21 protein-coding genes and 1 tRNA gene are annotated in these 22,779 nt (G+C 71.4%); 10 read left to right on the top strand and 12 right to left on the bottom strand.

What is annotated here, in order from left to right; all coding sequences use genetic code 11:
• Positions 1-41: 41 nt before the first annotated feature.
• The 4 genes from pcp to ACGIF2_RS02275 form a co-directional block, all read right to left on the bottom strand.
• Positions 42-680 (bottom strand): pyroglutamyl-peptidase I, encoded by a 639-nt coding sequence (pcp, locus tag ACGIF2_RS02260; protein ID WP_396043014.1) that lies wholly within the window; start codon positions 678-680, stop codon positions 42-44.
• The gene (gene coaE, locus ACGIF2_RS02265) at positions 677-1,306 is read right to left on the bottom strand and encodes a dephospho-CoA kinase (RefSeq protein WP_396043016.1); all 630 of its coding nucleotides are present in this window, start codon (positions 1,304-1,306) and stop codon (positions 677-679) included. Before coaE ends, pcp begins: the two co-directional genes overlap by 4 nt.
• A gap of 171 nt (positions 1,307-1,477) precedes the next feature.
• Positions 1,478-2,956, bottom strand: coding sequence for a 30S ribosomal protein S1 (rpsA, locus tag ACGIF2_RS02270; RefSeq protein WP_396043018.1), 1,479 nt, complete (start codon positions 2,954-2,956; stop codon positions 1,478-1,480).
• A 152-nt stretch (positions 2,957-3,108) separates the two neighbouring features.
• The gene (locus tag ACGIF2_RS02275) at positions 3,109-4,134 is read right to left on the bottom strand and encodes a 6-phosphofructokinase (protein WP_396043020.1); all 1,026 of its coding nucleotides are present in this window, start codon (positions 4,132-4,134) and stop codon (positions 3,109-3,111) included.
• Between the two features lie 285 nt (positions 4,135-4,419).
• On the opposite strand from ACGIF2_RS02275, the gene ACGIF2_RS02280 reads away from it, so the two are divergent.
• Positions 4,420-5,235 carry a class I SAM-dependent methyltransferase gene (locus ACGIF2_RS02280; RefSeq protein WP_396043022.1) on the top strand — a complete coding sequence of 272 codons (816 nt, stop codon included), beginning with the start codon at positions 4,420-4,422 and terminating at the stop codon, positions 5,233-5,235.
• A 21-nt stretch (positions 5,236-5,256) separates the two neighbouring features.
• Here ACGIF2_RS02280 and ACGIF2_RS02285 read toward each other — a convergent pair whose 3' ends face one another.
• The 3 genes from ACGIF2_RS02285 to polA form a co-directional block, all read right to left on the bottom strand.
• Positions 5,257-6,903, bottom strand: a complete 1,647-nt coding sequence (locus tag ACGIF2_RS02285; protein WP_396043024.1) for a cation acetate symporter — start codon at positions 6,901-6,903, stop codon at positions 5,257-5,259.
• On the bottom strand, positions 6,900-7,250 hold the full coding sequence (locus ACGIF2_RS02290; RefSeq protein ID WP_396043026.1) for a DUF485 domain-containing protein: 351 nt from the start codon (positions 7,248-7,250) through the stop codon (positions 6,900-6,902). The genes ACGIF2_RS02285 and ACGIF2_RS02290 overlap by 4 nt, the downstream gene beginning before the upstream one ends.
• Positions 7,251-7,397: 147 nt before the next feature.
• On the bottom strand, positions 7,398-10,172 hold the full coding sequence (gene polA / locus ACGIF2_RS02295; RefSeq protein ID WP_396043028.1) for a DNA polymerase I: 2,775 nt from the start codon (positions 10,170-10,172) through the stop codon (positions 7,398-7,400).
• Here polA and ACGIF2_RS02300 point away from each other — a divergent pair.
• A complete protein-coding gene (locus ACGIF2_RS02300) occupies positions 10,171-10,575 on the top strand; it encodes a PaaI family thioesterase (protein ID WP_396043030.1) in 405 nt (134 codons plus the stop codon). The two genes, polA and ACGIF2_RS02300, sit on opposite strands and share 2 nt — an antisense overlap.
• On the opposite strand, the gene ACGIF2_RS02305 is transcribed toward ACGIF2_RS02300, so the two are convergent.
• A complete protein-coding gene (locus tag ACGIF2_RS02305) occupies positions 10,488-11,198 on the bottom strand; it encodes a GNAT family N-acetyltransferase (RefSeq protein WP_396043032.1) in 711 nt (236 codons plus the stop codon). The two genes, ACGIF2_RS02300 and ACGIF2_RS02305, sit on opposite strands and share 88 nt — an antisense overlap.
• A gap of 526 nt (positions 11,199-11,724) precedes the next feature.
• Between ACGIF2_RS02305 and ACGIF2_RS02310 the strand changes: the two genes are divergently transcribed.
• From ACGIF2_RS02310 to ACGIF2_RS02325, 4 genes are read left to right on the top strand one after another with little or no spacing between them, the layout of a single operon-like run.
• Positions 11,725-12,942 (top strand): branched-chain amino acid ABC transporter permease, encoded by a 1,218-nt coding sequence (locus ACGIF2_RS02310; protein WP_396043034.1) that lies wholly within the window; start codon positions 11,725-11,727, stop codon positions 12,940-12,942.
• A 12-nt stretch (positions 12,943-12,954) separates the two neighbouring features.
• Positions 12,955-13,941 carry a branched-chain amino acid ABC transporter permease gene (locus ACGIF2_RS02315; RefSeq protein WP_396043036.1) on the top strand — a complete coding sequence of 329 codons (987 nt, stop codon included), beginning with the start codon at positions 12,955-12,957 and terminating at the stop codon, positions 13,939-13,941.
• Positions 13,931-14,857, top strand: coding sequence for an ABC transporter ATP-binding protein (locus tag ACGIF2_RS02320; RefSeq protein WP_396043038.1), 927 nt, complete (start codon positions 13,931-13,933; stop codon positions 14,855-14,857). The genes ACGIF2_RS02315 and ACGIF2_RS02320 overlap by 11 nt, the downstream gene beginning before the upstream one ends.
• Positions 14,854-15,762, top strand: coding sequence for an ABC transporter ATP-binding protein (locus ACGIF2_RS02325; protein WP_396043040.1), 909 nt, complete (start codon positions 14,854-14,856; stop codon positions 15,760-15,762). Before ACGIF2_RS02320 ends, ACGIF2_RS02325 begins: the two co-directional genes overlap by 4 nt.
• A gap of 136 nt (positions 15,763-15,898) precedes the next feature.
• Here the strand turns inward: ACGIF2_RS02325 and ACGIF2_RS02330 are convergent, their stop codons facing one another.
• Positions 15,899-17,158, bottom strand: coding sequence for an ABC transporter substrate-binding protein (locus tag ACGIF2_RS02330; protein ID WP_396043042.1), 1,260 nt, complete (start codon positions 17,156-17,158; stop codon positions 15,899-15,901).
• A 221-nt stretch (positions 17,159-17,379) separates the two neighbouring features.
• Complete coding sequence (locus tag ACGIF2_RS02335) at positions 17,380-18,018, bottom strand: ANTAR domain-containing response regulator (RefSeq protein WP_396043352.1); 639 nt, start codon at positions 18,016-18,018, stop codon at positions 17,380-17,382.
• Between the two features lie 204 nt (positions 18,019-18,222).
• Between ACGIF2_RS02335 and ACGIF2_RS02340 the strand changes: the two genes are divergently transcribed.
• Positions 18,223-18,296, top strand: a tRNA-Leu gene (locus ACGIF2_RS02340).
• A 27-nt stretch (positions 18,297-18,323) separates the two neighbouring features.
• On the opposite strand, the gene ACGIF2_RS02345 is transcribed toward ACGIF2_RS02340, so the two are convergent.
• Together ACGIF2_RS02345 and ACGIF2_RS02350 are read right to left on the bottom strand one after the other, a co-directional pair.
• Positions 18,324-18,767: a hypothetical protein gene (locus ACGIF2_RS02345; RefSeq protein WP_396043044.1), complete on the bottom strand. Its 444-nt coding sequence runs from the start codon at positions 18,765-18,767 to the stop codon at positions 18,324-18,326.
• A 586-nt stretch (positions 18,768-19,353) separates the two neighbouring features.
• Positions 19,354-20,049, bottom strand: a complete 696-nt coding sequence (locus ACGIF2_RS02350; RefSeq protein WP_396043046.1) for a TetR/AcrR family transcriptional regulator — start codon at positions 20,047-20,049, stop codon at positions 19,354-19,356.
• Positions 20,050-20,142: 93 nt separating this feature from the next.
• Between ACGIF2_RS02350 and ACGIF2_RS02355 the strand changes: the two genes are divergently transcribed.
• From ACGIF2_RS02355 to ACGIF2_RS02365, 3 genes are all read left to right on the top strand, one after another.
• On the top strand, positions 20,143-21,759 hold the full coding sequence (locus tag ACGIF2_RS02355; protein WP_396043048.1) for an MFS transporter: 1,617 nt from the start codon (positions 20,143-20,145) through the stop codon (positions 21,757-21,759).
• A gap of 51 nt (positions 21,760-21,810) precedes the next feature.
• On the top strand, positions 21,811-22,200 hold the full coding sequence (locus ACGIF2_RS02360) for a VOC family protein (RefSeq protein WP_396043050.1): 390 nt from the start codon (positions 21,811-21,813) through the stop codon (positions 22,198-22,200).
• Positions 22,201-22,272: 72 nt separating this feature from the next.
• Complete coding sequence (locus ACGIF2_RS02365) at positions 22,273-22,767, top strand: hypothetical protein (RefSeq protein ID WP_396043052.1); 495 nt, start codon at positions 22,273-22,275, stop codon at positions 22,765-22,767.
• Positions 22,768-22,779: the final 12 nt, after the last annotated feature.

Here is a 22,779-nt window from a genome sequence, read left to right on the forward strand (position 1 = left end):
GTGCACCGTCTGACAACCCGCGCACCCGCCCCGTGCGACCCTCAGGCCTCGCTGCCCGCCGCGACCCGGGCGTCGACGCGTGTCCCGAGCGTGACGGTGAGGATCCGGCCGAGGGCCCGCGCCGAGTCGGCTGTGCTCAGGGCGGGCTCCCCCACCTCGACCTGAGCGGGTGTGCGGGGCACGTGCACGAACCCTCCGCGCATGCCGGTGGTCGACGCCAGGAGGTGCGCGAGCACGTAGGACGTCGCGTTGCACACGTAGGTCCCCGCTGTCGTCGACACCTCGACCGGCAGCCCGAGCTCGCGGACCGCCGCGAAGCACGCCTTGACGGGCAGCGTCGACTCGAGCGCGAGCGGGCCGCCCGCCACCACCGGGACGTCGACCGGCTGCGCGCCGTCCGAGTCGGGGATCCGCGCGTCGACGAGGTTGAGCGCGAACCTCTCGATGCCCACCCGGCCACGGCCGCCCGCCTCACCCACGCACACGACCACGTCGGGCCGCACCTCGTCGACGGCGGCCCGCAGCAGTGCGGGCACCGACCCGAACGACACGGGCAGCAGCCGCGTCACCAGACGCGCGTCACCGTCCCAGACCGCCTCGACGTGCTGCACGGCCTCCCACGAGGCGTTGACCGGCTGGCCGTCGAACGGCTCGAAGCCCGTCAGCAGGATCGTGCTCACGGCTTCTCGGCCGCGAGCTCGGCGCTGCGCTCGTCGGCCAGCCGCTGCCAGAGCGCGTCGACCTGCGTCTGCAGGCCCGCGACGTCGCCCGAGCCGTCGAGCACCACGTCGGCGAGGGCGAGGCGGGCGGCGTCGTCGATCTGCGCAGCGATGCGCCCCAGCGCCTCCTCGCGGTTCAGGCCTCGCATGCCCATGAGCCGCTCGGCCCGCAGCGCCGAGGGGGCGTCGACGACGACGAGCACGTGGAACGCGTCGGCCTGCCCGGTCTCGACCAGCAGCGGGATGTCGTGGACCACGACCGCCCCCGGGTCTGCGGTCGCCGCGGCGGCCTCGCGCTCGGCGGCGAGCCGGCGCACGCTCGGGTGCACGATCGCGTTGAGCTGCGCGAGAGCGTCCAGGTCGGCGAACACGATCCCGCCGAGGGCCGCCCGGTCGAGCGCACCCTCGGGCGTCAGCACCTGCGCGCCGAACGCGGCGACGATGTCGTCGAGCGCCGCGGTGCCCGGGGCGACCGCCTCGCGCGCGAGCACGTCGTAGTCGATGACCACGGCCCCGAGGGTGCCCAACCGCTCGGCCACCACCGACTTGCCTGCTGCGATCCCGCCGGTCAGTCCGATGCGCTGCATCGCTCCATCCTGCCCGACCTGCTCGCCGTGTGCGTCGGCGGGACGCGGAACGGCCGCGATCCGGCGGCCTGCGCGGGCCCGGTCACCCGCCGGGGACAGCACAGCGGGCCGGCCACCCGAAGGTGACCGGCCCGCTGCCAGGAACGTGACGTGGCGCCGAGGCGCCAGGTGTCAGTTGCCCGTGAGCTTCTCGCGCAGTGCGGCGAGCGCCTCGTCCGACGCGAGGGTGCCCGCAGCCTCCTCGGCCGGGGCCGAGGAGTAGGACGACGCCGTAGCGGTGCTGCTGCTGCTGCCGGTGTCGCCGTTCGCGGCCTCGGCGTCGGCCTTGCTGGCCTCGGCGACCTGCTTGCGGTGGGCCTCCCAGCGCTCGTGGGCCTTGGCGTACTGCGCCTCCCACACCTCGCGCTGGGCCTCGAAGCCCTCGAGCCACTCGTTCGTGGCCGGGTCGAAGCCCTCGGGGTACTTGTAGTTGCCCTGCTCGTCGTACTCGGCCGCCATGCCGTACAGCGCCGGGTCGAAGTCGTCGCTGTTGGGGTCGACGCCCTCGTTGGCCTGCTTGAGCGACAGCGAGATGCGGCGACGCTCCAGGTCGATGTCGATGACCTTGACGAAGACGTCGTCGCCGACCTGGACGACCTGCTCCGGGATCTCGACGTGGCGCACGGCCAGCTCCGAGATGTGGACCAGGCCCTCGATGCCGTCCTCGACACGCACGAACGCGCCGAACGGGACGAGCTTCGTGACCTTGCCGGGGACGACCTGGCCGATGGCGTGCGTCCGGGCGAACGCCTGCCACGGGTCCTCCTGCGTCGCCTTGAGCGACAGGGAGACACGCTCGCGGTCGAAGTCGACGTCGAGAACCTCGACGGTGACCTCCTGACCGACCTCGACGACCTCGGAGGGGTGGTCGATGTGCTTCCAGGACAGCTCGGAGACGTGCACGAGGCCGTCGACGCCGCCGAGGTCCACGAACGCACCGAAGTTGACGATCGAGGAGACGACACCGGGGCGGACCTGGCCCTTCTGCAGCGTCTGCAGGAAGGTCGAGCGCACCTCGGACTGCGTCTGCTCGAGCCAGGCACGGCGCGAGAGGACGACGTTGTTGCGGTTCTTGTCGAGCTCGATGATCTTGGCCTCGATCTCCTTGCCCACGTAGGGCTGGAGGTCGCGGACACGACGCATCTCCACGAGCGACGCGGGCAGGAAGCCGCGCAGACCGATGTCGAGGATGAGGCCGCCCTTGACGACCTCGATGACGGTGCCGGTGACGACGCCGTCCTCCTCCTTGATCTTCTCGATCGTGCCCCACGCGCGCTCGTACTGCGCACGCTTCTTGGACAGGATCAGACGACCTTCCTTGTCCTCCTTCTGGAGGACCAGGGCCTCGACCTCGTCGCCGACCTGGACGACCTCTCCGGGGTCCACGTCGTGCTTGATGGACAGCTCACGGGAGGGGATGACGCCCTCGGTCTTGTAACCGATGTCGAGCAGCACCTCGTCACGGTCGACCTTGACGATGGTCCCCGAGACGATGTCACCATCGTTGAAGTACTTGATGGTGGCGTCGATGGCAGCGAGGAAGTCCTCGGCCGAGCCGATGTCGTTGATCGCGACCTGCGGCGTGGCGGGCTTCGCGGTGGAAATGCTCATGTAGTGATGGACTCCGATGCGGACAGGAAGTAGTGCGGGCAAGGATCCTGATGGATTGTCGGCTGCTGACCTGCGACCGCCGTACGAGCGGACCGTGGGCGTGCAGCACCACCCACCAGCCTATCTTTGGGCGGGACGCGGGTCAAAGCGGATCAGGCGAGCGCCTGCGCGACCTGCAGCAGCTGGGCGGGCACGTGCTTGACCTTCCCGGCGATCTCCGGGAGCGGCACGAGCACGACCTCCTCGCCACGCAGCGCGGTCATCACGTTCGACTCGCCCCGCGTCACCGCGTCTATGGCCGCGACCCCGAAACGGCTGCCGAGGATGCGGTCGGACGGCGTGGGGATGCCACCGCGCTGCACGTGCCCGAGCACGGTGACGCGGGTGTCGAACCCGGTGCGCTGCTCGATCTCAGCCTTGACGCGCTCGCCGATCGCGCCGGCGACGATCTCGCCGAACTTGCCGACCGGGGCCTCGTACGACATCGACGTGCCTTCCGCGGGCACCGCGCCCTCGGCCACGACGACGATCGAGAAGCTCGCGTGCGCACGGTGCCGGTGCTTGAGGAACCGGATGACCTTGTCGATGTCGAACGGGTCCTCGGGGGTCAGCACGACCTCGGCGCCGCCCGCGATCGCCGACGTCACGGCGATCCAGCCAGCGTGGCGACCCATGACCTCGACGATCATGACGCGGTTGTGGCTCTCCGCGGTGGTGTGCACCCGGTCGATCGCCTCGGTCGCGATGTCGACGGCGGTGTCGAAGCCGATCGACCTGTCGGTGCCCCACACGTCGTTGTCGATCGTCTTGGGGATCGCGACGATCTTGACGCCCTCGTCCGCGACCTTGCTGGCCGCGTGCAGGGTGCCGTCGCCACCGATGCAGATCAGGGCCTCGATGCGCTCGGCCTCGAGCGTCTGGAGGACGGCGTCGATGCCACCGTCGGACGCGTGCGGGTGGTACCGGGCGGTGCCGAGCAGCGTCCCGCCGACGGGCAGCACGTTGCGGATGTGCTGGCGGGTCAGCGGGAACACGTCGCCGTCCACGACACCGCGCCAGCCGTTGCGGAAACCGACGATGGAGTGGCCGTGCTCACCCTCGCCTCGCTTGACGACGGCCCGGATAGCCGCGTTCAGGCCGGGGACGTCCCCGCCTCCGGTGAGCAGTCCGACACGCACGCGAGAACTCCTTCAGTCGTCTGGGGGCCGGGCAGTCGCGCGCCGTCGCGCACCCGTAGGGCCCAGGGTATCCACCGACGGTCCCCGGCGCCGGGTCTTGGGTCCCACGACGGGCGCGGGTGACGCCTCCGCTCCCGTGTGCCGCTCCACGACCCGGCAGGCCGGGCACGACGCCGGGAATCGCCCAGATCAGGGCCGCGCGCGCCGCCACGACGCCCGCGTCCGGCCGTCCCGCACCGGTGGGATGATCGTCCGGACCCCGAACCGACGCCCGAGGAGCCCTGCGTGGAACCGCCCGACGAGAGACTGGCCGACGCCGGGTACCGCGCGGTGCCCGACGAGGCGGGCGGCCGCGCCGGACGCCGCTGGTGGGACGCGAACGCCCGGGAGTACCTCGACGAGCACGGCGAGTTCCTGGGCCCCGACGAGTTCTGCTGGTGCCCCGAGGGGCTGCGCGAGGCCGACGCGCACCTGCTGGGCGACGTGGCGGGGGTGCGGGTCCTCGAGGTGGGAGCGGGCGCCGCGCAGTGCTCACGGTGGCTCGTGGGCCAGGGCGCTCACGTCGTGGCCACCGACGTCTCGGCGGGGATGCTCGCCGCCGGGTCCGGGTACGACGCCGCGGCGGGCACCCGGACCCCCCTCGTGCAGGCCGACGCGCGCGCCCTGCCGTTCGCGGGAGCGAGCTTCGACGTCGCCTTCACCGCGTTCGGGGCGATCCCGTTCGTGCCCGACGCGGCCCGCGTGCACGGCGAGGTCGCGCGGGTGCTGCGCCCCGGTGGGCGGTGGGTCTTCTCGGTCACGCACCCCGTGCGCTGGGCGTTCCCCGACGACCCGGGCGAGGCCGGCCTCACCGCGACCCGCTCGTACTTCGACCGCAGGCCCTACGTCGAGCTCGGGACCACCGGGAACGTGCTGTACGCCGAGTACCACCGCACGCTCGGCGACCACGTCGGCGAGGTCGTGGGCGCCGGCCTGGTGCTCGACCGGGTCGTCGAGCCCGAGTGGCCCGCGGGGCACGACCGCACGTGGGGCGGGTGGGGGCCGGTGCGCGGTGCGCGCCTGCCCGGTACGGCGATCTTCGTGACCCACCGACCGGCCTGAGCGCACCGCGCACCGTCCGCCTCAGTGCGCCGTCGCCTTCTCGGCGCCGGCGCCCGTGAGCGAGCGCACCTCCATCTCGGCGAACTTCGCCGGGGCCGCGCGGTCCTTGGAGAGCAACGTGCCGACGATCCCGAGCAGGAACGCGAGCGGGATCGAGATCAGGCCCGGGTTCTCGAGCGGGATGACGTGGAAGTCGACCGACGTGTCCTTGATCATCGACAGGCTCAGCCCGGTGACCGGGTCGACCTTGCCCGAGACCACGGGCGAGAACGCGATGAGCACGAGGCACGAGACGAGCCCGCCGTACATGCTCCACAGCGCGCCCGAGGTGTTGAACCTCTTCCAGAACAGCGAGTAGAGGATGGTCGGCAGGTTGGCGCTGGCCGCGACCGCGAACGCCAGCGCGACCAGGAACGCGACGTTCTGGCCGTTCGCGAAGATCCCGCCGACGATCGCGAGCAGCCCGATCGCGACGACCGTGATGCGCGCGACCCGCACCTCCTTGTCCGGGTCGACCTTCCCGTCCTTGATGACCGAGGCGTAGATGTCGTGCGCGAACGACGCCGCCGCCGTGATCGTCAGGCCGGCCACCACCGCGAGGATCGTCGCGAACGCCACCGCCGAGATGAGGCCCAGCAGCACCGTGCCGCCCAGCTCGAACGCCAGCAGCGGCGCCGCGGAGTTGACCCCGCCGGGTGCGGCCCGGATCACGTCGGGCCCGACGAGCGCCCCGGCGCCGTAGCCGAGCACGAGCGTGAACAGGTAGAAGATGCCGATGAGCCAGATGGCCCAGACCACGCTGCGACGCGCCTCCTTGGCGCTCGGCACCGTGTAGAAGCGCATGAGGACGTGCGGCAGCCCCGCGGTGCCGAGCACGAGCGCGAGCGCGAGCGACAGGAAGTTCAGGCGGGTCAGCGACGTGGCGCCGTACTGCTTGCCCGGCTCGATGAGCGCCTCGCCGCCGGGGCCCGCCGTGTCGATGGCCCCCTGCAGCAGGGCTGAGAAGTCCATGCCGAACTTCGCCAGGACCCAGATCGTCATGACGCCCGCCCCGATGATCAGGAGCACGGCCTTGATGATCTGCACCCACGTGGTGCCCTTCATGCCGCCGACCAGCACGTACAGGATCATGAGCGCCCCGACGACGGCGATGACGACGCTCTGGCCCGCGACCCCGTCGATGCCGAGCAGCAGCGCGACGAGCCCGCCGGCGCCGGCCATCTGGGCGAGCAGGTAGAAGAACACCACCGCGAGGGTCGCGAGCGCTGCGGCCATCCGCACCGGGCGCTGCTTGAGGCGGAACGAGAGCACGTCGGCCATCGTGAACTTGCCCGTGTTGCGCATGAGCTCGGCCACGAGCAGCAGCGCGACGAGCCACGCGACGAGGAAGCCGATCGAGTACAGGAACCCGTCGTAGCCGTTGACCGCGATCGCGCCGCAGATGCCCAGGAAGCTCGCCGCGGACAGGTAGTCCCCCGCGATGGCGGTGCCGTTCTGCGGGCCGGTGAACGAGCGGCCCGCGGCGTAGTAGTCGGCCGCGCTCTGGTTCGACTTCGAGGCGCGGAACACCACGACGAGCGTCACCGCGACGAACGCGACAAAGATCCCGATGTTGACCGCGGGGTTGCCGATGCTCACGGCCTCGGCCGCGACCGCCGCGGGCCTCATGCCAGGTCCCCTTCCTCGATCTGGCGGCGGAGCTCGGCGGCGACCCGGTCCTGGCGCGTGTTGGCCCAGTGCGCGTAGATCATCGTGATCGCGAACGTCGAGACGAACTGGCCGAGGCCCAGGAGCAGCCCGACCGTGATGTTGCCCGTGACGCGGATGCTCATGAAGCCGTGTGCGTAGTCGGCGAGCAGCACGTACACGAGGTACCAGGTGAGGAACAGCGCGGTCATCGGGAACACGAACCGGCGGAACCGGTGTCGCAGGGCCTGGAACTCGGGCGACCGCTGCACGCGCTCGTAGTCGGTCTCTTCACGTCGGGTGTCGTGATGCTCTGCCACATCGGACATGGGGCTGCCTCCGCGGTTCGGGGTGGCACCGTCGCCACCGCGACCCACTGTGACGCACGTCACGGGTGAAGTCACGCATCTCGTGACAGATGCGACAGGCCGCCGGGACGCCCGGCGGCCTGTCGGTGCCTCACCCGCGGTCGGAGGTCAGTGCCCCGCCTCGTGCCAGCTCACCCCGGCGCCCACCGACACGTCGAGCGGCACCAGCAGATCGGCGGCCGAGCCCATCTGGGCACGCACCAGCTCCTCGACCTCGGCGCGCTCCCCCGCGGCGACCTCGAGCACGAGCTCGTCGTGCACCTGCAGCAAGAGCTGCGACCGCAGCCCACGTCGGGCGATCTCGCTCTCGACACCCAGCATCGCGACCTTGATGAGGTCTGCCGCGCTGCCCTGGATCGGCGCGTTGAGCGCCATCCGCTCGGCCATCTCACGGCGCTGCCGGTTGTCGCTCGTGAGATCGGGCAGGTAGCGGCGCCGGCCCATGATCGTCGCGGTGTACCCCGTCGCACGGGCCTCGTCGACGACCCCCGTGAGGTAGGACCGCACCCCGCCGAACCGCGCGAAGTAGTCCTCCATCAGGCGGGCCGCCTCCCCCACCTCGATGTTGAGCTGCTTCGAGAGGCCGAACGACGACAGCCCGTAGGCCAACCCGTAGCTCATGGCCTTGATCTTCGAGCGCATCGCCGAGGTGACGGCGTCGGTCGGCACCGAGAACACTCGGGAGCCGACGTAGTTGTGCAGGTCCTCTCCGGAGCGGAACGCCTCGATGAGCCCTTCGTCGCCCGAGAGGTGCGCCATGATCCGCATCTCGATCTGCGAGTAGTCGGCCGTCAGCAGCGTCTCGAAGCCGTCACCCACCACGAAGGCCCGGCGGATCTGCCGGCCGGCCTCGGTGCGGATCGGGATGTTCTGCAGGTTCGGGTCGGTCGACGACAACCGGCCCGTCGCCGCGATGGTCTGCTGGAAGGTGGTGTGGATGCGCCCGTCGTCGCCGACCGAGCGCAGCAGCCCCTCGACGGTCTGACGCAGCCGGATCGCGTCGCGGTGCGCGAGCAGGTGCGCCAGGAACGGGTGCTCGGTGCGAGCGAACAGGTCAGCGAGGCTCGCCGCGTCGGTCGTGTACCCGGTCTTGATCTTCTTGGTCTTGGGCATGCCGAGCTGGTCGAACAGCACCTCCTGGAGCTGCTTGGGCGACCCGAGGTTCACCTCGCGCCCGATCACGTCGTACGCCTCGGTCGCGGCCGTCTGGACCTGCGCGTCGAAGGTCTTCTCGAGCTCGCGCAGGTAGTCGGTGTCGGCCGCGATCCCGCGGTGCTCCATGCGCGCGAGCACGTCCTCGAGGGGCAGCTCGAGGTCCGCGAGCAGGCGTCCGGCGCCGCGGTCGTCGAGCTCGTCGGCGAGCACGTCCGCGAGCTCGCGGACCGCGGCGGCGCGACCCGCCGCCTGACGGTCCTCGTCCGAGCCGTCGAGCTCGAGGTCGAGCGCGCCCTGCGTCCCCGCGGCCTGCACGCCCGACGCCGAGTCGAGCTCCCGGTGCAGGAACCGCACCGCGAGCGAGGGCAGGTCGTACGAGCGCTGGTCGGGGTGGCACAGGTAGGCCGCGACCTCGGTGTCGAACACGACGCCCGCGAGCGTGAGCCCACGGCCCGTGAGCGCGTGCCACGCGGCCTTCGCGCCGTGGACCACCTTGGGGGCCTCGGGGTCGGCGAGCCACGTCGCGAGCGCCTGCTCGTCGGTGGGCGTGAGCGTCGTCAGGTCGAGAGAGACGGCCTCGCTCGCGTCGTCGGAGATCGCGAGCCCCCACGCGTCGCCTGCGGCCGGCCGCACGGTGCCGCGCACGTCGATCCCGAGGGGACGACCTGCTCGCTGGGCGAGCCAGTCGCCGAGCGTGCCGGGCTCGAGCGTCACCAGGTCGATGCTCGCTCCCGGGGCGAGGGGCTCGGCCGCCTCGCCCGGCATGGCCGCGAACAACCGCTCGCGCAGCGCGGTGAACTGCAACGCGTCGAACACCCGGTGCATGGCCTCGCGGTCCCACGGTCGCACCGCGAGGTCGGCCGGTCCGACCGGGAGCTCGAGGTCGGTCAGCAGGTGGTTGAGCTCACGGTTGAGGATGACCTGGTCGAGGTTCGCGCGCAGCGACTCACCGGCCTTGCCCGTGATCGACGGGGCCGCGGCGATGATCCCCTCGAGACCGCCGTACGCCGTGATCCACTTCGCCGCCGTCTTCGGGCCCACGCCCGGGACACCCGGCAGGTTGTCGCTCGTCTCGCCCACCAGCGCGGCCAGGTCCGAGTACTGCCCAGGGCCCACGCCGTACTTGGCCTGCACCGCCTCGGGGGTCATGCGGGTCAGCTCGGACACGCCCCGGATGGGGTACAGCACAGTGACGTCCTCGTTGATGAGCTGGAACGCGTCCCGGTCGCCCGAGCACACGAGCACCTGCATGCCGGCCGCGCGCGCCTGGGTCGCGAGCGTGGCCAGCACGTCGTCGGCCTCGTAGTTCTCCTTCTCGATCACGGGGACCCGCATGGTCTCGAGCACCTCGCGGATCAGCGGCACCTGACCACGGAACGGCGCGGGCGTCTCGTCGCGGGTTCCCTTGTAGGCCGGGTAGCGCTCGGTGCGGAACGTCGTGCGGCCCAGGTCGAACGCGACGGCCAGGTGCGTGGGGGCCTCGTCGGCGAGGATCTTGGTGAGCATCGAGGTGAAGCCGTACACCGCGTTGGTCGGCTGGCCCGACGTCGTCGAGAAGTTCTCGACGGGGAGCGCGAAGAACGCCCGGTAGGCCATCGAGTGGCCGTCGATCAGCAGCAGCCGGGCGGGGCCGGTGGCCGGCGAGGGGGACGCTGTCGCGGCGTCGGGGGCGGTCGGCTGGTCGGCAGTTGGCTGAACGTCGCTCACAGGTGCCAACCTATCGGGCATGACTGACGTCGACGGCCTGCCGCCCCTGGACCAGACCCTCATCGCCCGGATGGGCATCACGATCCTGGAGGTGGCGCCTGAGCGTGCCGTGGGCACGATGCCCGTGGACGGGAACACCCAGCCCTACGGCCTGCTGCACGGTGGCGCGTCGGCCGTGCTCGCCGAGACGCTCGGGTCGTTCGCCGCGGCGGCGCACGCCGGTCCGGGTCGCATCGCCGTGGGCATCGAGCTCAACGCGACGCACCACCGCTCCGCGCGGGAGGGCACCGTGACGGGCACCGCGAGGGCTGTGCACCTCGGGTCGACCCTCGCGACCTACGAGATCGTGGTCGAGGACTCCGAGTCGCGGCGGCTCTGCACCGCGCGGCTGACCTGCATGCTGATGGACGACCGGCGCAGCTGAGCGCTCGCCGCAGCCTGGACGGCGCTGCTCCCGACCACGTCGCCGTGCGCCGACGCCCGGACCTGACGGCGCCGGGCGATCAGGTCCTCGAGCCCCCGGCCCGAGGAGCGGCGTGCCTGCGCACCGGCCGTCTCGCCCACGAGGCGACGCTGGAGCGCGCTCGTGCTGACCACCCGGTGCGCCGCCGCGGGGACGAAGCCGAGCCGGACGAAGAAGCGCTGCATGCCACGGGCGCCGGGAAGCGGTGCGGCGTACACCTCGGTCGCCCCGGCGGCCTCGGCGACCTCGAGCGCACCGATCATCAGCGCGTGACCGAGACCACGCCGCCGGGCGCGCGGTGCGACGTAGATCGCCTCGAGCGTCAGGCTCACGACATCGGTGAACGGGCCGGGGCCGACGACCTGGGCCAGGAGCAGCCCTGCGGGCTCGCCCTCGAAGAACCCGACGAGCAGCTGACCACCGCGCGAGGCGAGCAGCGTGCCGAGCTGGTCGCGCAGCCGCGCCGCGTCGTCGCTGCACAGCTGCGCACCGACCGCTGACTCGGTCCTCGCCTCGAGGCACAGCTCGACGAGAGCCGCCAGGTCGTCGGGCTCGGCGGGTCGTACCTGAGCACCTGGGCGCACCTGCGTCGGCCTCCTGTCGTGTCTCGTGGTCGGGCGCGGGGCTCCGTCGACCGTCGCGCGGTCCGATCATGACAAAGACAACGCGCTGTGCCTAGTCCGCAGGTCGGAGAACCGGTCGCGTCGAGCGCGCCGCGCCGACATTCACCCCAAATGGTGAATCCTGGCGGTTTCGTGCGTGATGCTGTCGCCGCGTGCGTAATGCACCCGACACAATCCGCTCCTAGTCTCCTCCCCACTCGGAAGCCGCGCACCGCTCGGTACCACGCCGAGAATCGTGAACCAACCCGACCGAACCGACCGGACGGAGGTCCCAGTGCGCCGAGCAGCGTCACCGGACCGATTCACCAGCTCGACGCACGGACGGACCAGGCACCGGGTCCGCGCCCTCCTCGGCCCGACCCTCGTCGCCCTCGTCGCGACGGCGGTCGCGTTGCTGGGCGCGGGTCCCGCCGCGGCGGCGGGCGCTGTGTGCGCCGCCGACCCGGCGACCGGGTGCGTCGGGGGGACGATCCGGACCGCGGCAGGCGTGGGAGCACCCGACATCCTCCTCACGATCGAGGGCGGCGGCCAGAGCGTCGAGGCGACGACGGACGCGGACGGCCGCTGGGCGGCAGCTGTCACCGCCGCAGGCGAGTACACGGTGACCCTCGACGAGGCGTCGCTGCCCGCCGGTGAGTCGCTGCGCGACCCGGCCGGCAACCCCCGGACCGTCACGGTCCGGCTGGGCGCGAGCGCAGGTGCGCTGTTCCCGCTCGGGGCGCCCACCGGGGGCTCGACCGGGGGCGCGAGCGCGGCACCGACGACCGGGACGGGCACGGACCCGTCGGCACCCGCCGACACCGGGGGGAAGCCCGGGGGCATCACGGCCCAGCGCGTGCTCCAGCAGGGCGTCAACGGCCTCGTGTTCGGCCTGCTGCTCGCCCTCGCGTCCGTCGGGCTCTCGCTCATCTACGGCACCACGGGCCTGAGCAACTTCGCGCACGGCGAGCAGGTCACGCTCGGCGCGCTGCTCGCGTACGTCGGGTGCCAGACCTTCGGCCTGCCGCTGCTGGTCTCCGGGATCGCGGCAGTGCTGCTCGGGGCAGCGTCCGGGTGGCTCCAGGACGCCGGGATATGGCACCAGCTCCGCAAGCGGCGCATCGGGACGACGCAGCAGATGATCGTCACGATCGGCCTGTCGATGGCGCTGCAGTACACGTTCCAGTTCTTCCTCGGCGGTCGCCCGCTGCGCATCGTCACGGCCAACCCGAAACCTGTGCGCATCGGGCCGATGCTCTTCACGCAGCAGTCGCTCACCTCGGCGGCCATCGCGATCGTCGCGATCGGGGCGGTGGCCTACTTCCTCGTCGCGACCCGCACCGGTCGCGCGACCCGGGCCGTCTCCGACAACCCGGCCCTCGCGGCCGCCTCGGGCATCACCGTCGAGCGCATCGTGCGGATCGTGTGGACGCTCGGCGCGGGTCTCGCGGCGCTCGGCGGCGTGCTGCTCGGCCTGTACTTCAACGCGACGAACTGGAACATGGGCGGCGCGATCCTGCTCCTCATGTTCGCCGCCGTCACGCTGGGCGGCCTCGGCACCGCGTTCGGCGCGCTCGTCGGGTCGGTGGTCATCGGCCTGGTCGTCGAGCTCTCCACGCTCATCCTCCCGTCCGACATGCGGTACGCGGGAGCGCTCGTGATCCTCATCCTCGTCCTGCTCGTCCGGCCCCAGGGCATCCTGGGCCAGGCCGAGCGCATCGGCTGACGGAGGCCACCCATGGACTGGCAGCAGATCCTCACCAACGTCGCCGGCGAGATCATCGCCCCCACCACCGCCGCGTACGCGCTCGCCGCGATCGGGCTCAACGTGCACTTCGGCATGACCGGGCTGCTCAACTTCGGCCAGGCCGGCTTCATGCTGCTCGGCGCGTACGGCTACGCGATCGCCTCCGTGGCCGGGTGGCCCGTGTGGGCCGCGTTCCTCGTCGCCCTCGCGTGCGCCGTGGTCTTCGCGCTGATCCTGGGCGTGCCGACCCTCAAGCTGCGGGGCGACTACCTCGCGATCGTGACGATCGCCGCGGCGGAGATCATCCGCATGGTCGGGCGGTCCACGTCGCTCACCGGGCTGACCGGCGGCAACGCGGGCATCTCGGGCGACGGTTTCAAGGGCTCGTTCCAGCACCTGTCGCCGCTGCCCGACGGGAACTTCGCGATCGGCCCGTGGTCGTACTCGACCAACTTCTCGAACAGCTGGTGGGTCCGCATCGTCGGCTGGGCGCTCGTCGCCATCGCGTGCTTCGTGGTGTGGCGGTGGATGAACAGCCCCTGGGGCCGCGTGCTCAAGGGCATCCGCGAGGACGAGGACGCGGTTCGCTCGCTCGGCAAGAACGTCTACGCGTACAAGATGCAGGCCCTCGTGGTCGGCGGCGCGATCGGCGCCGTCGCCGGCATCGTGTACGCCCTGCCCCGGGCCGTGCAGCCCGACTCGATGGGCCGGCCCATGACGTTCTACGTGTGGACGATCCTGCTGCTCGGCGGGGCGGCGACAGTGTTCGGCCCCGTGCTCGGCTCGATCCTGCTGTGGACCATGCTCATGCTGGTCAAGACCGTGCTGCGCGACGTGATCCCCTCGACCGTGCTGCGCACCGAGCAGATCGAGATGCTCGGGTGGGTGCTCGTCGGCGTGACCCTCATGCTCCTCGTGATCTTCCGACCACAAGGAATCCTCGGCGACCGCAAGGAGCTGGCGATCGATGTCCGCTGACACCCCCGGCCCCGCGCCGGCCACCCTCGCCCTGGCCGACGTCGAGCGTGTGCCCGGCGCCGCCAAGCCCGACCCGATCCTCGTCGCCGAGGACGTCACGCGGACGTTCGGCGGCATGACGGCCGTCGACGTCGACCGGCTGCAGGTCCAGCGCGGCGCGATCACAGCACTGATCGGGCCCAACGGTGCGGGCAAGACCACGCTGTTCAACCTGCTCACCGGCTTCGACCGCCCCGACACCGGGACCTGGTCGTTCGAGGGCCGCTCGCTCGCGCGGGTGCCCGCGGCCAAGGTCGCCCAGGCCGGCATGGTGCGCACGTTCCAGCTCACCAAGGCGCTGTCCCGCATGACGGTGATCGAGAACATGCGCCTGGGCGCGACGGGGCAGAACGGCGAGAACCTGTTCGCCGCCCTGGTGCCCGCGCTGTGGCGCACGCGCGAGGACGAGATCACCGCGCAGGCCCTCGAGCTGCTCGAACGGTTCCGGCTGCTCGAGAAGAAGGACGACTTCGCGGGCAGCCTCTCGGGCGGGCAGCGCAAGCTCCTCGAGATGGCCAGAGCGCTCATGAGCCGCCCGACGATGGTGATGCTCGACGAACCCATGGCCGGCGTGAACCCCGCGCTCACGCAGTCGCTGCTGGGCCACATCCAGGCGCTGCGCGACGAGGGCACCACTGTGCTGTTCGTCGAGCACGACATGCACATGGTGCGGCACATCTCGGACTGGGTCGTGGTCATGGCCGAGGGGCGGATCGTCGCCGAGGGGCCGCCCGAGTCCGTGATGCAGGACCAGGCGGTGATCGACGCCTACCTCGGCGCGCACCACGACACCGACCTGGGCGACGACCGGCTGCTCGAGGACGACGTGACCCACCAGCTCGAGACAGAGGCGCAGGCCGAGGAGGAGCAGCGATGAGCACCGACCCCGGGTCCCCCGCACCCGTCACCGCGAGCGACGTGCACCGCGGCGCCCCCACCGGCGAGGCCCTGCTCACCGCCACCAGTCTCGTCGCCGGCTACGTGCCCGGCGTCGACATCCTGGGCGGCTGCGACCTGGTGGTGCACCCCGGCGAGCTCGTCGGCATCATCGGGCCCAACGGTGCCGGCAAGTCGACGCTCCTGAAGGCGCTCTTCGGTCTCGTGACGATCCGCTCGGGCACCGTCGTGCTCAAGGGCGAGGACATCACCAACCACCGCGCCGACTCGCTCGTGCGCCGCGGCGTGGGCTTCGTGCCGCAGAACAACAACGTCTTCCCCTCGCTCACGATCGAGGAGAACCTGCAGATGGGCGTGTTCCAGGCGCCCCGCCTGTTCGCCCAGCGCTTCGAGTTCATCGTCGACCTGTTCCCGACCCTCGGTGACCGCCGTCGGCAGCGCGCCGGGTCGCTCTCGGGCGGCGAGCGCCAGATGGTCGCGATGGCCCGCGCGCTCATGATGGACCCGTCGGTGCTGCTGCTCGACGAGCCCTCCGCGGGCCTGTCACCCGTGCGGCAGGACGAGACGTTCCTGCGCACCCGCAAGATCAACCGGGCCGGGGTGTCCGTGGTGATCGTGGAGCAGAACGCCCGCCGCTGCCTGCAGATCTGCGACCGCGCGTACGTCCTCGACCAGGGACGCAACGCGTACTCGGGACCGGGCCGCGACCTCATGCACGACCCCAAGGTGATCGAGCTGTACCTCGGCACGCTGGCAGCTGACGTGGAGACCGCAGCCGGCACCGCGGGTCACCCGGGCACGCAGGACGCCACCGACCGCCCGGACACGGTCGAGCCGACCGACCCGGCAGGCGACGCGGGCGACTCCCCCGACACACCGCGCTGAGCTGCTCGGGCCGCCCACGGCCCGAGCACGCACACACGAGCACGCACACGAAGGGGCCGGGCGGTCTGACCGCCCGGCCCCTTCGTGTGCCACCCGCTCCCTGGGGGCGCCCGCAGGCACCCCCAGGGAGAGTGGATCAGAGCTCGCCGAACTCGGCCTTGATCCAGGTGTACGTGTTGTCCTCGCCGTACTGGTAGATCCCGATGAAGGCGCTCGACGGGTCGTTCTTGTCGTTGAACGGCCCGGCCCCCGAGAGGGCCTGGTAGGCGATCTCGTTGCCCGCCTCGAGCTCCTTGACGCCCTCGGCGAAGGTCTTGACCTTCGTGCCGCCGTCGGCCCCGGAGACGGCCGCCAGGTTCTTCTGGATGGTCGGTCCGTCGGTCGCGCCACCCTTGACGGCAGCGAGAGCCGCGAGGACGACCGCGTCGTACGACTCGGCCGCGTACGAGAAGTCCTTGAGGTTCGGGTCGACCGCGAGCAGCCGTGCCTTGAGGTCGTCGTCCGGGTAGGCCCCGGGCAGCGTGCCCTGAGCGCCCGTGAGCGTGCCCGGCGCGAACGTCTTGCTGTAGTCCGACAGGTTGCCGTCGACGAAGTACAGCTTGGAGGTGTCGAAGCCCTGGGCGACGAGCTCGGGCACGATCAGCTCGGTCTGGGCGAACGCGATGATCGCGATCGCGTCGGGCTTGGTCGCCAGGACGTTGCTGACGATCGTGTTGTAGTTCTGCTCGGTCGGGTCGAACTCCTCGCCAGGGTTGCCGTAGGTGATCGTGCCACCGGCGCCCTCGACCGTGGACTTCAGCACGTCACGCAGCGACGTGCCGTAGTCCTCGTTGAAGACCAGGGCCCCGACGTTCGAGTAGCCGTCGTTGAGGATGAGGTTCGCGAGCGAGGCACCCTGGAGCAGGTCCGACGGCGCGGTGCGGAAGTAGTACGGGTCCTTGCCCGACAGGTCGGTCGCGGTGTTCGCCGGCGAGATCTGCACGATCTCCGCGTTGGTGATGTCGTCGACCACGTTGCGCGTGACAGCGGACGCCGCGGCGCCGATGATGACCTGCACGTCCTTGCCGATCAGGTCCGTGACCGACTGGGTCGCGACCTCGGCGTGGTCGGCGTCGGACGAGTCGGCGTGCTCGATGACGACGTCCTGACCGAGCACCCCACCGGCCTCGTTGATCTCCTTGATCGCGAGGTTGACCCCCGCGATCTCAGGCGGGCCGAGGAAGGCCAGCGAGCCCGTCTGCGGGAGCAGCGAGCCGATCACCAGCGCGTCGGCGGAACCACCCCCATCTGCCGACTCGGAAGCCCCCGGTTCAGCGTCCGAGGAGCACGCGGTGAGGGCGAGGGCGAGCGCACCTGCGAGGGCGGCGAACCGGAATCCATGCGTCACACGAGTCATGCGTGGTACCCCTTCGGCTACGGGTCCGCGCGGCCACGGATGGTCGGCGGATCGAACTGAGTGCGGGAAACGTAGCCATCCTTTGTGTCGGCAATGTGACCTGGGACCCCCCGGAGAAGGTTGTGGCCGATTTGTGACCAAACACAGCGAGGAAAAGTCACCCGGACGACACAAAGCCCGGACCACCCGTGACGGGCGATCCGGGCTCGAGGCCGATCAGGTCAGTCGCTGCCGCCGCCGACCTGCTCGATGACGGCGTCCGCGACCTCACGCATCGTGAGGCGGCGGTCCATCGACGTCTTCTGGATCCAGCGGAACGACTCGGGCTCGGTCAGGCCCATCTTCGTCATGAGGAGCCCCTTCGCGCGGTCGACGCGCTTGCGGGTCTCGAAGCGCTCAGCGAGGTCGGCGACCTCCGACTCGAGCGCGGTGATCTGCGCGTACCGGGAGATCGCGATCTCGAGCGCGGGCAGCAGGTCGGCCGGGCTGAACGGCTTGACCACGTACGCCATCGCGCCGGCGTCACGCGCCCGCTCGACGAGCTCGGTCTGCGAGAACGCCGTGAGCAGCACGACCGGGGCGACGTGCGCCTTGCCGATCCGCTCCGCGGCCGAGATGCCGTCGAGCACGGGCATCTTGACGTCCATCACGACGACGTCGGGCTTGAGCTCCAGCGCGAGCTGCACGGCCGTCTCGCCGTCGCCCGCCTCGCCCACGACCTCGAAGCCCGCGTCGCGCAGCGTCTCGACGACGTCCATGCGGATGAGGGCCTCGTCCTCAGCGACGACCGCGCGCCGGGCCGGCCGCGCCTTGGGGGCCTCCGGCTCGTCCTGGGTCGACGCGGCAGGGGCCGTCGTCAGGTCCAGAGGGGCCGCAGCCTCGTCGGTGCTGGGGGTCGTGCTCGCGTCGTCCTCATTCGTGCTCACGGCGTCAGCCTAATGCCGCGCGGCGCCTGACGTGGCCGGACGAGACGCCACCTCGCGTGACGCAGACCTCACCGACCTGCGCGCGACCCCCCAGACGGTCGCCCGACAGGCGCTCACGTGCGCGGTAGCCTTCTCCTGGCCCCGATAGCCCAATCGGCAGAGGCGTTCGGCTCAAACCCGATCCAGTGTGGGTTCGAATCCCACTCGGGGCACCGAAGGAGGACGACCGGGCTCACCGGTCAGGCAGGCGGCAGGTCGAGCGAGCTGATCGCCACGCCCGGATCGGCGAGCGTGCCCGCCTCAGCGAAGGCCGCGATGGCGCTGTCGATCACTTCGCGCACCGTGGTCGCGTGGTAGACGCCCTTTCTCAGGGCGACCGTGACGACGGTGCTCGGGGCTACGCCATCGAGGTCGACCGTGACGACCCCGAAGCCGTGCGGACCACCGATGAGCTTGCTGCGGAGCACAGAGATCGCGAGGACGTCGTCGACCGCCTCCCGCAGCGGACTGCTCCAGTGGAACCGGACCAGCTCGCCGCCGGACGCCGTCGGGCAGGAATCGGCTTCGCGGTAGCCGCGCCGCTGCAGCTCGTTCGCGACCACTCCCCGCGCGGTCGCCCGGTCGCACGTCACGCGGATGGCGCGGGCAGGACTCTGCTGCGCGGCGTCTTGACGGCGGTTCACCGGTCGCCCAGGTGTCGGCGGACGGCGTCGACTCGTGTCTGCAGGTCGTCGAGTGCACGCCTGGGGGACGCGAGGGGGTCCTCCACGTGGCCGGTCTGGCGACGAAGGAGGTCACTGCCGAGACCCAGGGTGGCGAAGTCGACCGCGACACTCATGCCGGGAGTGTTCCACGGCGTCGTCGACGTCGTGGGCCGGACTGGGACGGTTCGTCAGAGGGCCCCGACCAGCCGCCTCCCGCAGCGGACTCGGGAGGGTGTGCGCAAGCCGAGGCGGTCGACCATCGCGCTCCGCCGTTCGAGCAGGCGCCTGCCCTCCCCCCGACGACGTCGCGAGTCGTCTTCTGCGCTGCGTGCAAGTAGGCGCGTGCTCCCCGGGCGGCGGCGTTGGGGTGGCGTTTATCACAGCTGGCCATCGTGGCGCACCCACTGCCGGTGCCAAACGCGTTGCCTCGATACGCAGCCCGCAGCCCACATGACTGCATCTGAGCCCGACCGCATGCGCGAGCTGATACTGGGTCAGATCCGCTCGCTCACGCACAGCGCACAGGGCCGCCGGTGATCGGCCAGCGAGGCGCTGGACCGTGGGGTCACGGCGATCGCTGCGAGCCGGTGACCCGTAGCGCCAGGCCGTCGAGGATGCACTCGAGTCCCCAGTCGAACCTCTCGTCCAGGTCCATCGTCGTGAGGTAGTGCGACGCCTCGGCGAGGTGCGGGAACGCCTCGGGGGGGAGGTCGGCGAGCTCGGCGGAGACATCCGCCATCGCCTCGACGGGGGTTCCGCCCATCGCTTCGACCGCGCGCATCGGGTTCATCTCCTGGAGCACGAATCCCTGCACGTAGGTGACGGAGGTCAGGTACATCGCGGCCGCGGCGCCCCCGGGGCTGAAGTCAGCCGACCGGAAGATGCCGAGCACGTGCTCCATCATCACGGAGGAGTGACGGCCGACGACGAAGCGGCCGGCGATGAGCCTCGGGACGTCGCGCCGGGACTTCAGGAGGGCCCGGTAGCGGTGGGCCAGCACCCGCACCTGCGCGCGCCAGTCGCCCTCGACGACCGACAGGTCCAGGCCCGCCAGCGCGGCGTCCGCCACGAGATCCAGCAGCTCCTCCTTGTTGCGGACGTGCCAGTAGAGCGAGGCGGCCTGCAGACCGAGCTCGCTCGCCACGCGCCGCATCGACAGCGCATCGAGCCCGTCACGCTCGAGGACGGTGAGCGCCGCCTGAACGAGGACGTCCTGGGTGAGGGCGGGCTGGTCACGTCCGGCCCGAGGTCTGGGGGTCATCGCCGCACGCCTCTCTGATTGGTCCCTTGCAATCTAACACCGTTAGTGGGAACGTCTCCTCGTTCAATCAACTAACACCGTTAGGTGAAGCCGTTGCCCTCCTCCACCGCCCGTCGGCGCCAGCTCATCCTGGCGACCCTGTGCCTCGCTCTCTTCATGTCGATGCTGGACAACGTCGTCGTCAGCAACGCGTTGCCCAGCATCTCCACCGACCTCCACGCCGGGATGACCGGCCTGCAGTGGGTCATGGAGGGCTACAGCCTCGTGTACGCATCGCTCCTCCTGCTGGGAGGCACCCTCGGTGACCGCGTCGGCCGCCGACGGCTGTTCCTCGGCGGTCTCGCGCTGTTCACGGCGGGCTCGCTGGGGTGCGCCGTCGCGGGCACGCTCCCGGTCCTGGTGACGGGACGTGTCGTCCAAGGGGTCGGGGCGGCGCTCCTGACTCCGCAGTCGCTCGCGATCCTGCGCGTGACCTTCGTCTCCGAGGTGGAGCGCGCTCGCGCGATCGGCACGTGGAGCGGGGTCTCGGCACTGGGGCTCGCCCTGGGCCCCGCGATCGGTGGGCCGCTCGTGACCGCGTTCGGGTGGGCCAGCGCGTTCTGGATCAACATCCCCGTGGGCGTCGCCGCCCTGGTCCTGGGCATGCGGGTGCTGCCGCACGACGACGGCCATGGGGGTCGCGTCGACCTGCTGGGACAGGTCGCGGGGACGGCGGGGGTCGCGGGGGTGGTTTTCGCGCTGATCGAGGCGCCGAGCCGCGGCTGGACGTCTCCGACCGTGCTCGGCAGCGCAGCCGTCGGCGCTGTCGGTCTCGCGCTCTTCGTCCCGGTCGAGCTGCGCGCGAAGCGACCCATGCTCGACGTCCGGCTGTTCCGCGACCGCATCTTCGCGGGCGCGACCCTGGCAGGCTTCGTGGTGAGCTTCGGGATGTTCGGCGTGCTCAGCTACCTCGGTCTCTACATGCAGTCCGTGCTCGGCTGGTCGGCGGCCGGCGCGGGGATCGCCTCGCTCCCCTTGACGGCCGTCGTGATGCTCGCGGCGCCGGTCGCGAGCAGGATGGCGGCCCGGTGGGGGCCGCGGCCCCCGTTGGTCATCGGTCTCTCGCTCTGCGCGACGGGTGTGGCGATCCTCTCGCGCGCCGGCGCGACCTCGAGCTACGCCGACTTCTGGTGGGCGCTCCCCTTGATCGGCACCGGCATGGGGATGTCCTTCAGCCCGATCACGATCGCCGTGATGGGCCGCGTGCCGGCAGCCCGCGCCGGGATGGCCTCGGCCGCCACCAACGCCACCCGCGAGCTCGGTGGGGTGGCGGGGGTCGCGGTCATGGGCAGCCTCATCACCGTCCGGCTCGCGTCCGTGCTCCCTCAGCGGCTCGCCGACGCCGGGGTACCCGACGCCGTCGCCCGTCATGTCCTCGACACCGCGACGGCGGGAGGCGCCGGCGGCATCGCGACCTCGGCCGACGTCCCGCGGGCCATCTCGTGGTCCACGGCGCTCTCCTTCACCGACGGCCTCCAGCTCGCACTCGTCGTCGCGGCCGTCGCGCTCGCGCTCGGCGCCGTGATGGCCTTCCGCCAGCTACGGCCAGAGGCCGTCGTGCCGGCCGTGCCGGGTCGGCCGACGAGCGTGCCGGGGTCGACGCCGACGACGGGGACCAACGGGCACGGCGGGGGACCTAGGGCTCGCATCCCCTCCCGAGATCGTCCCTAACCTGGCCGCACGCCCCACGCAAGACGTGGGCGACGACGAGGCGGGGGCACGATGGACGTCCTGGGGTTCGACAACGTGTTCATGCAGGTCGGTGACCTGGAGGAGGCGATCGACTTCTACAGCCGGGTCGTCGGGCTGCCGGTGGCCAAGCGTTTCGACGCCATGGGGACCGTCCTGTTCCAGATCGGCCACGAGACGCCAGGGCTGGGCGTGGGGGTCGTGGAGTCGCCCGACCCCGGCGGGCACAAGGTGTGGTTCGAGGTCGCCGACGCGCGTGCAGCCGCCGAGCAGCTCGCGGCGAGCGGCGTGCCGCTCCTCGCTCCCCCGTTCGCGATCCGGACGGGATGGGTCGTCGAGATCGCCGACCCATGGGGCAACCGCCTCGGCTTCACCGACTACCAGCTGATGCCCCAGCTGGGCCGACCCGCGGCGGCGGGCTAGCCGCACTCACCGTCCGGGCACATCTCCCGCCCACCTGCCCGGGACGTCCCGGGCGGGTGGGACGATGGGCGGATGCCAGACGTGACCGGGCTGTCGCCCGCCGATGCACGCCTCGAGACGATCAGGCGTGCGGTCGCCGCCGCCGAGAAGGCCGAGTCCGACCTCCAGGACGCGGTCGACGCGGCACGCGAGGCCGGTGACCCGGAGGACGCCATCCGTCGGGTCCTGGCGACCCGCGACTCGGCCGCGCGGACCGCTGCGCACGAGCTCGTCGCCGCGCTGGGCCCGACATACGTCGCGGCCGTCGCAGGGGCCACGAGCAAGCAGCAGGCGGCCGAGTGGGCCGAACCCGGTGGGTCCGTCCCGGGACCGGACGCCGCACGACGCCTGCGGCTCGCGCACCGGACCTGGACGCAGGTCGCGGGTGCCCGGGGCGACGCTGCCGCGCGTGCCTGGTTCCTGGGCGCGAACCCGCACCTCGGCGGGGACTCACCGCTGGTGGCGATCAAACGGGATCGCGCGCCCGAGGTCAGGTCGGCGATCGACGCGCTCCTCGACGAGCGGTAGCCGGTCCGGCGA

It is taken from the genome of Cellulomonas sp. P22, from assembly GCF_044392165.1.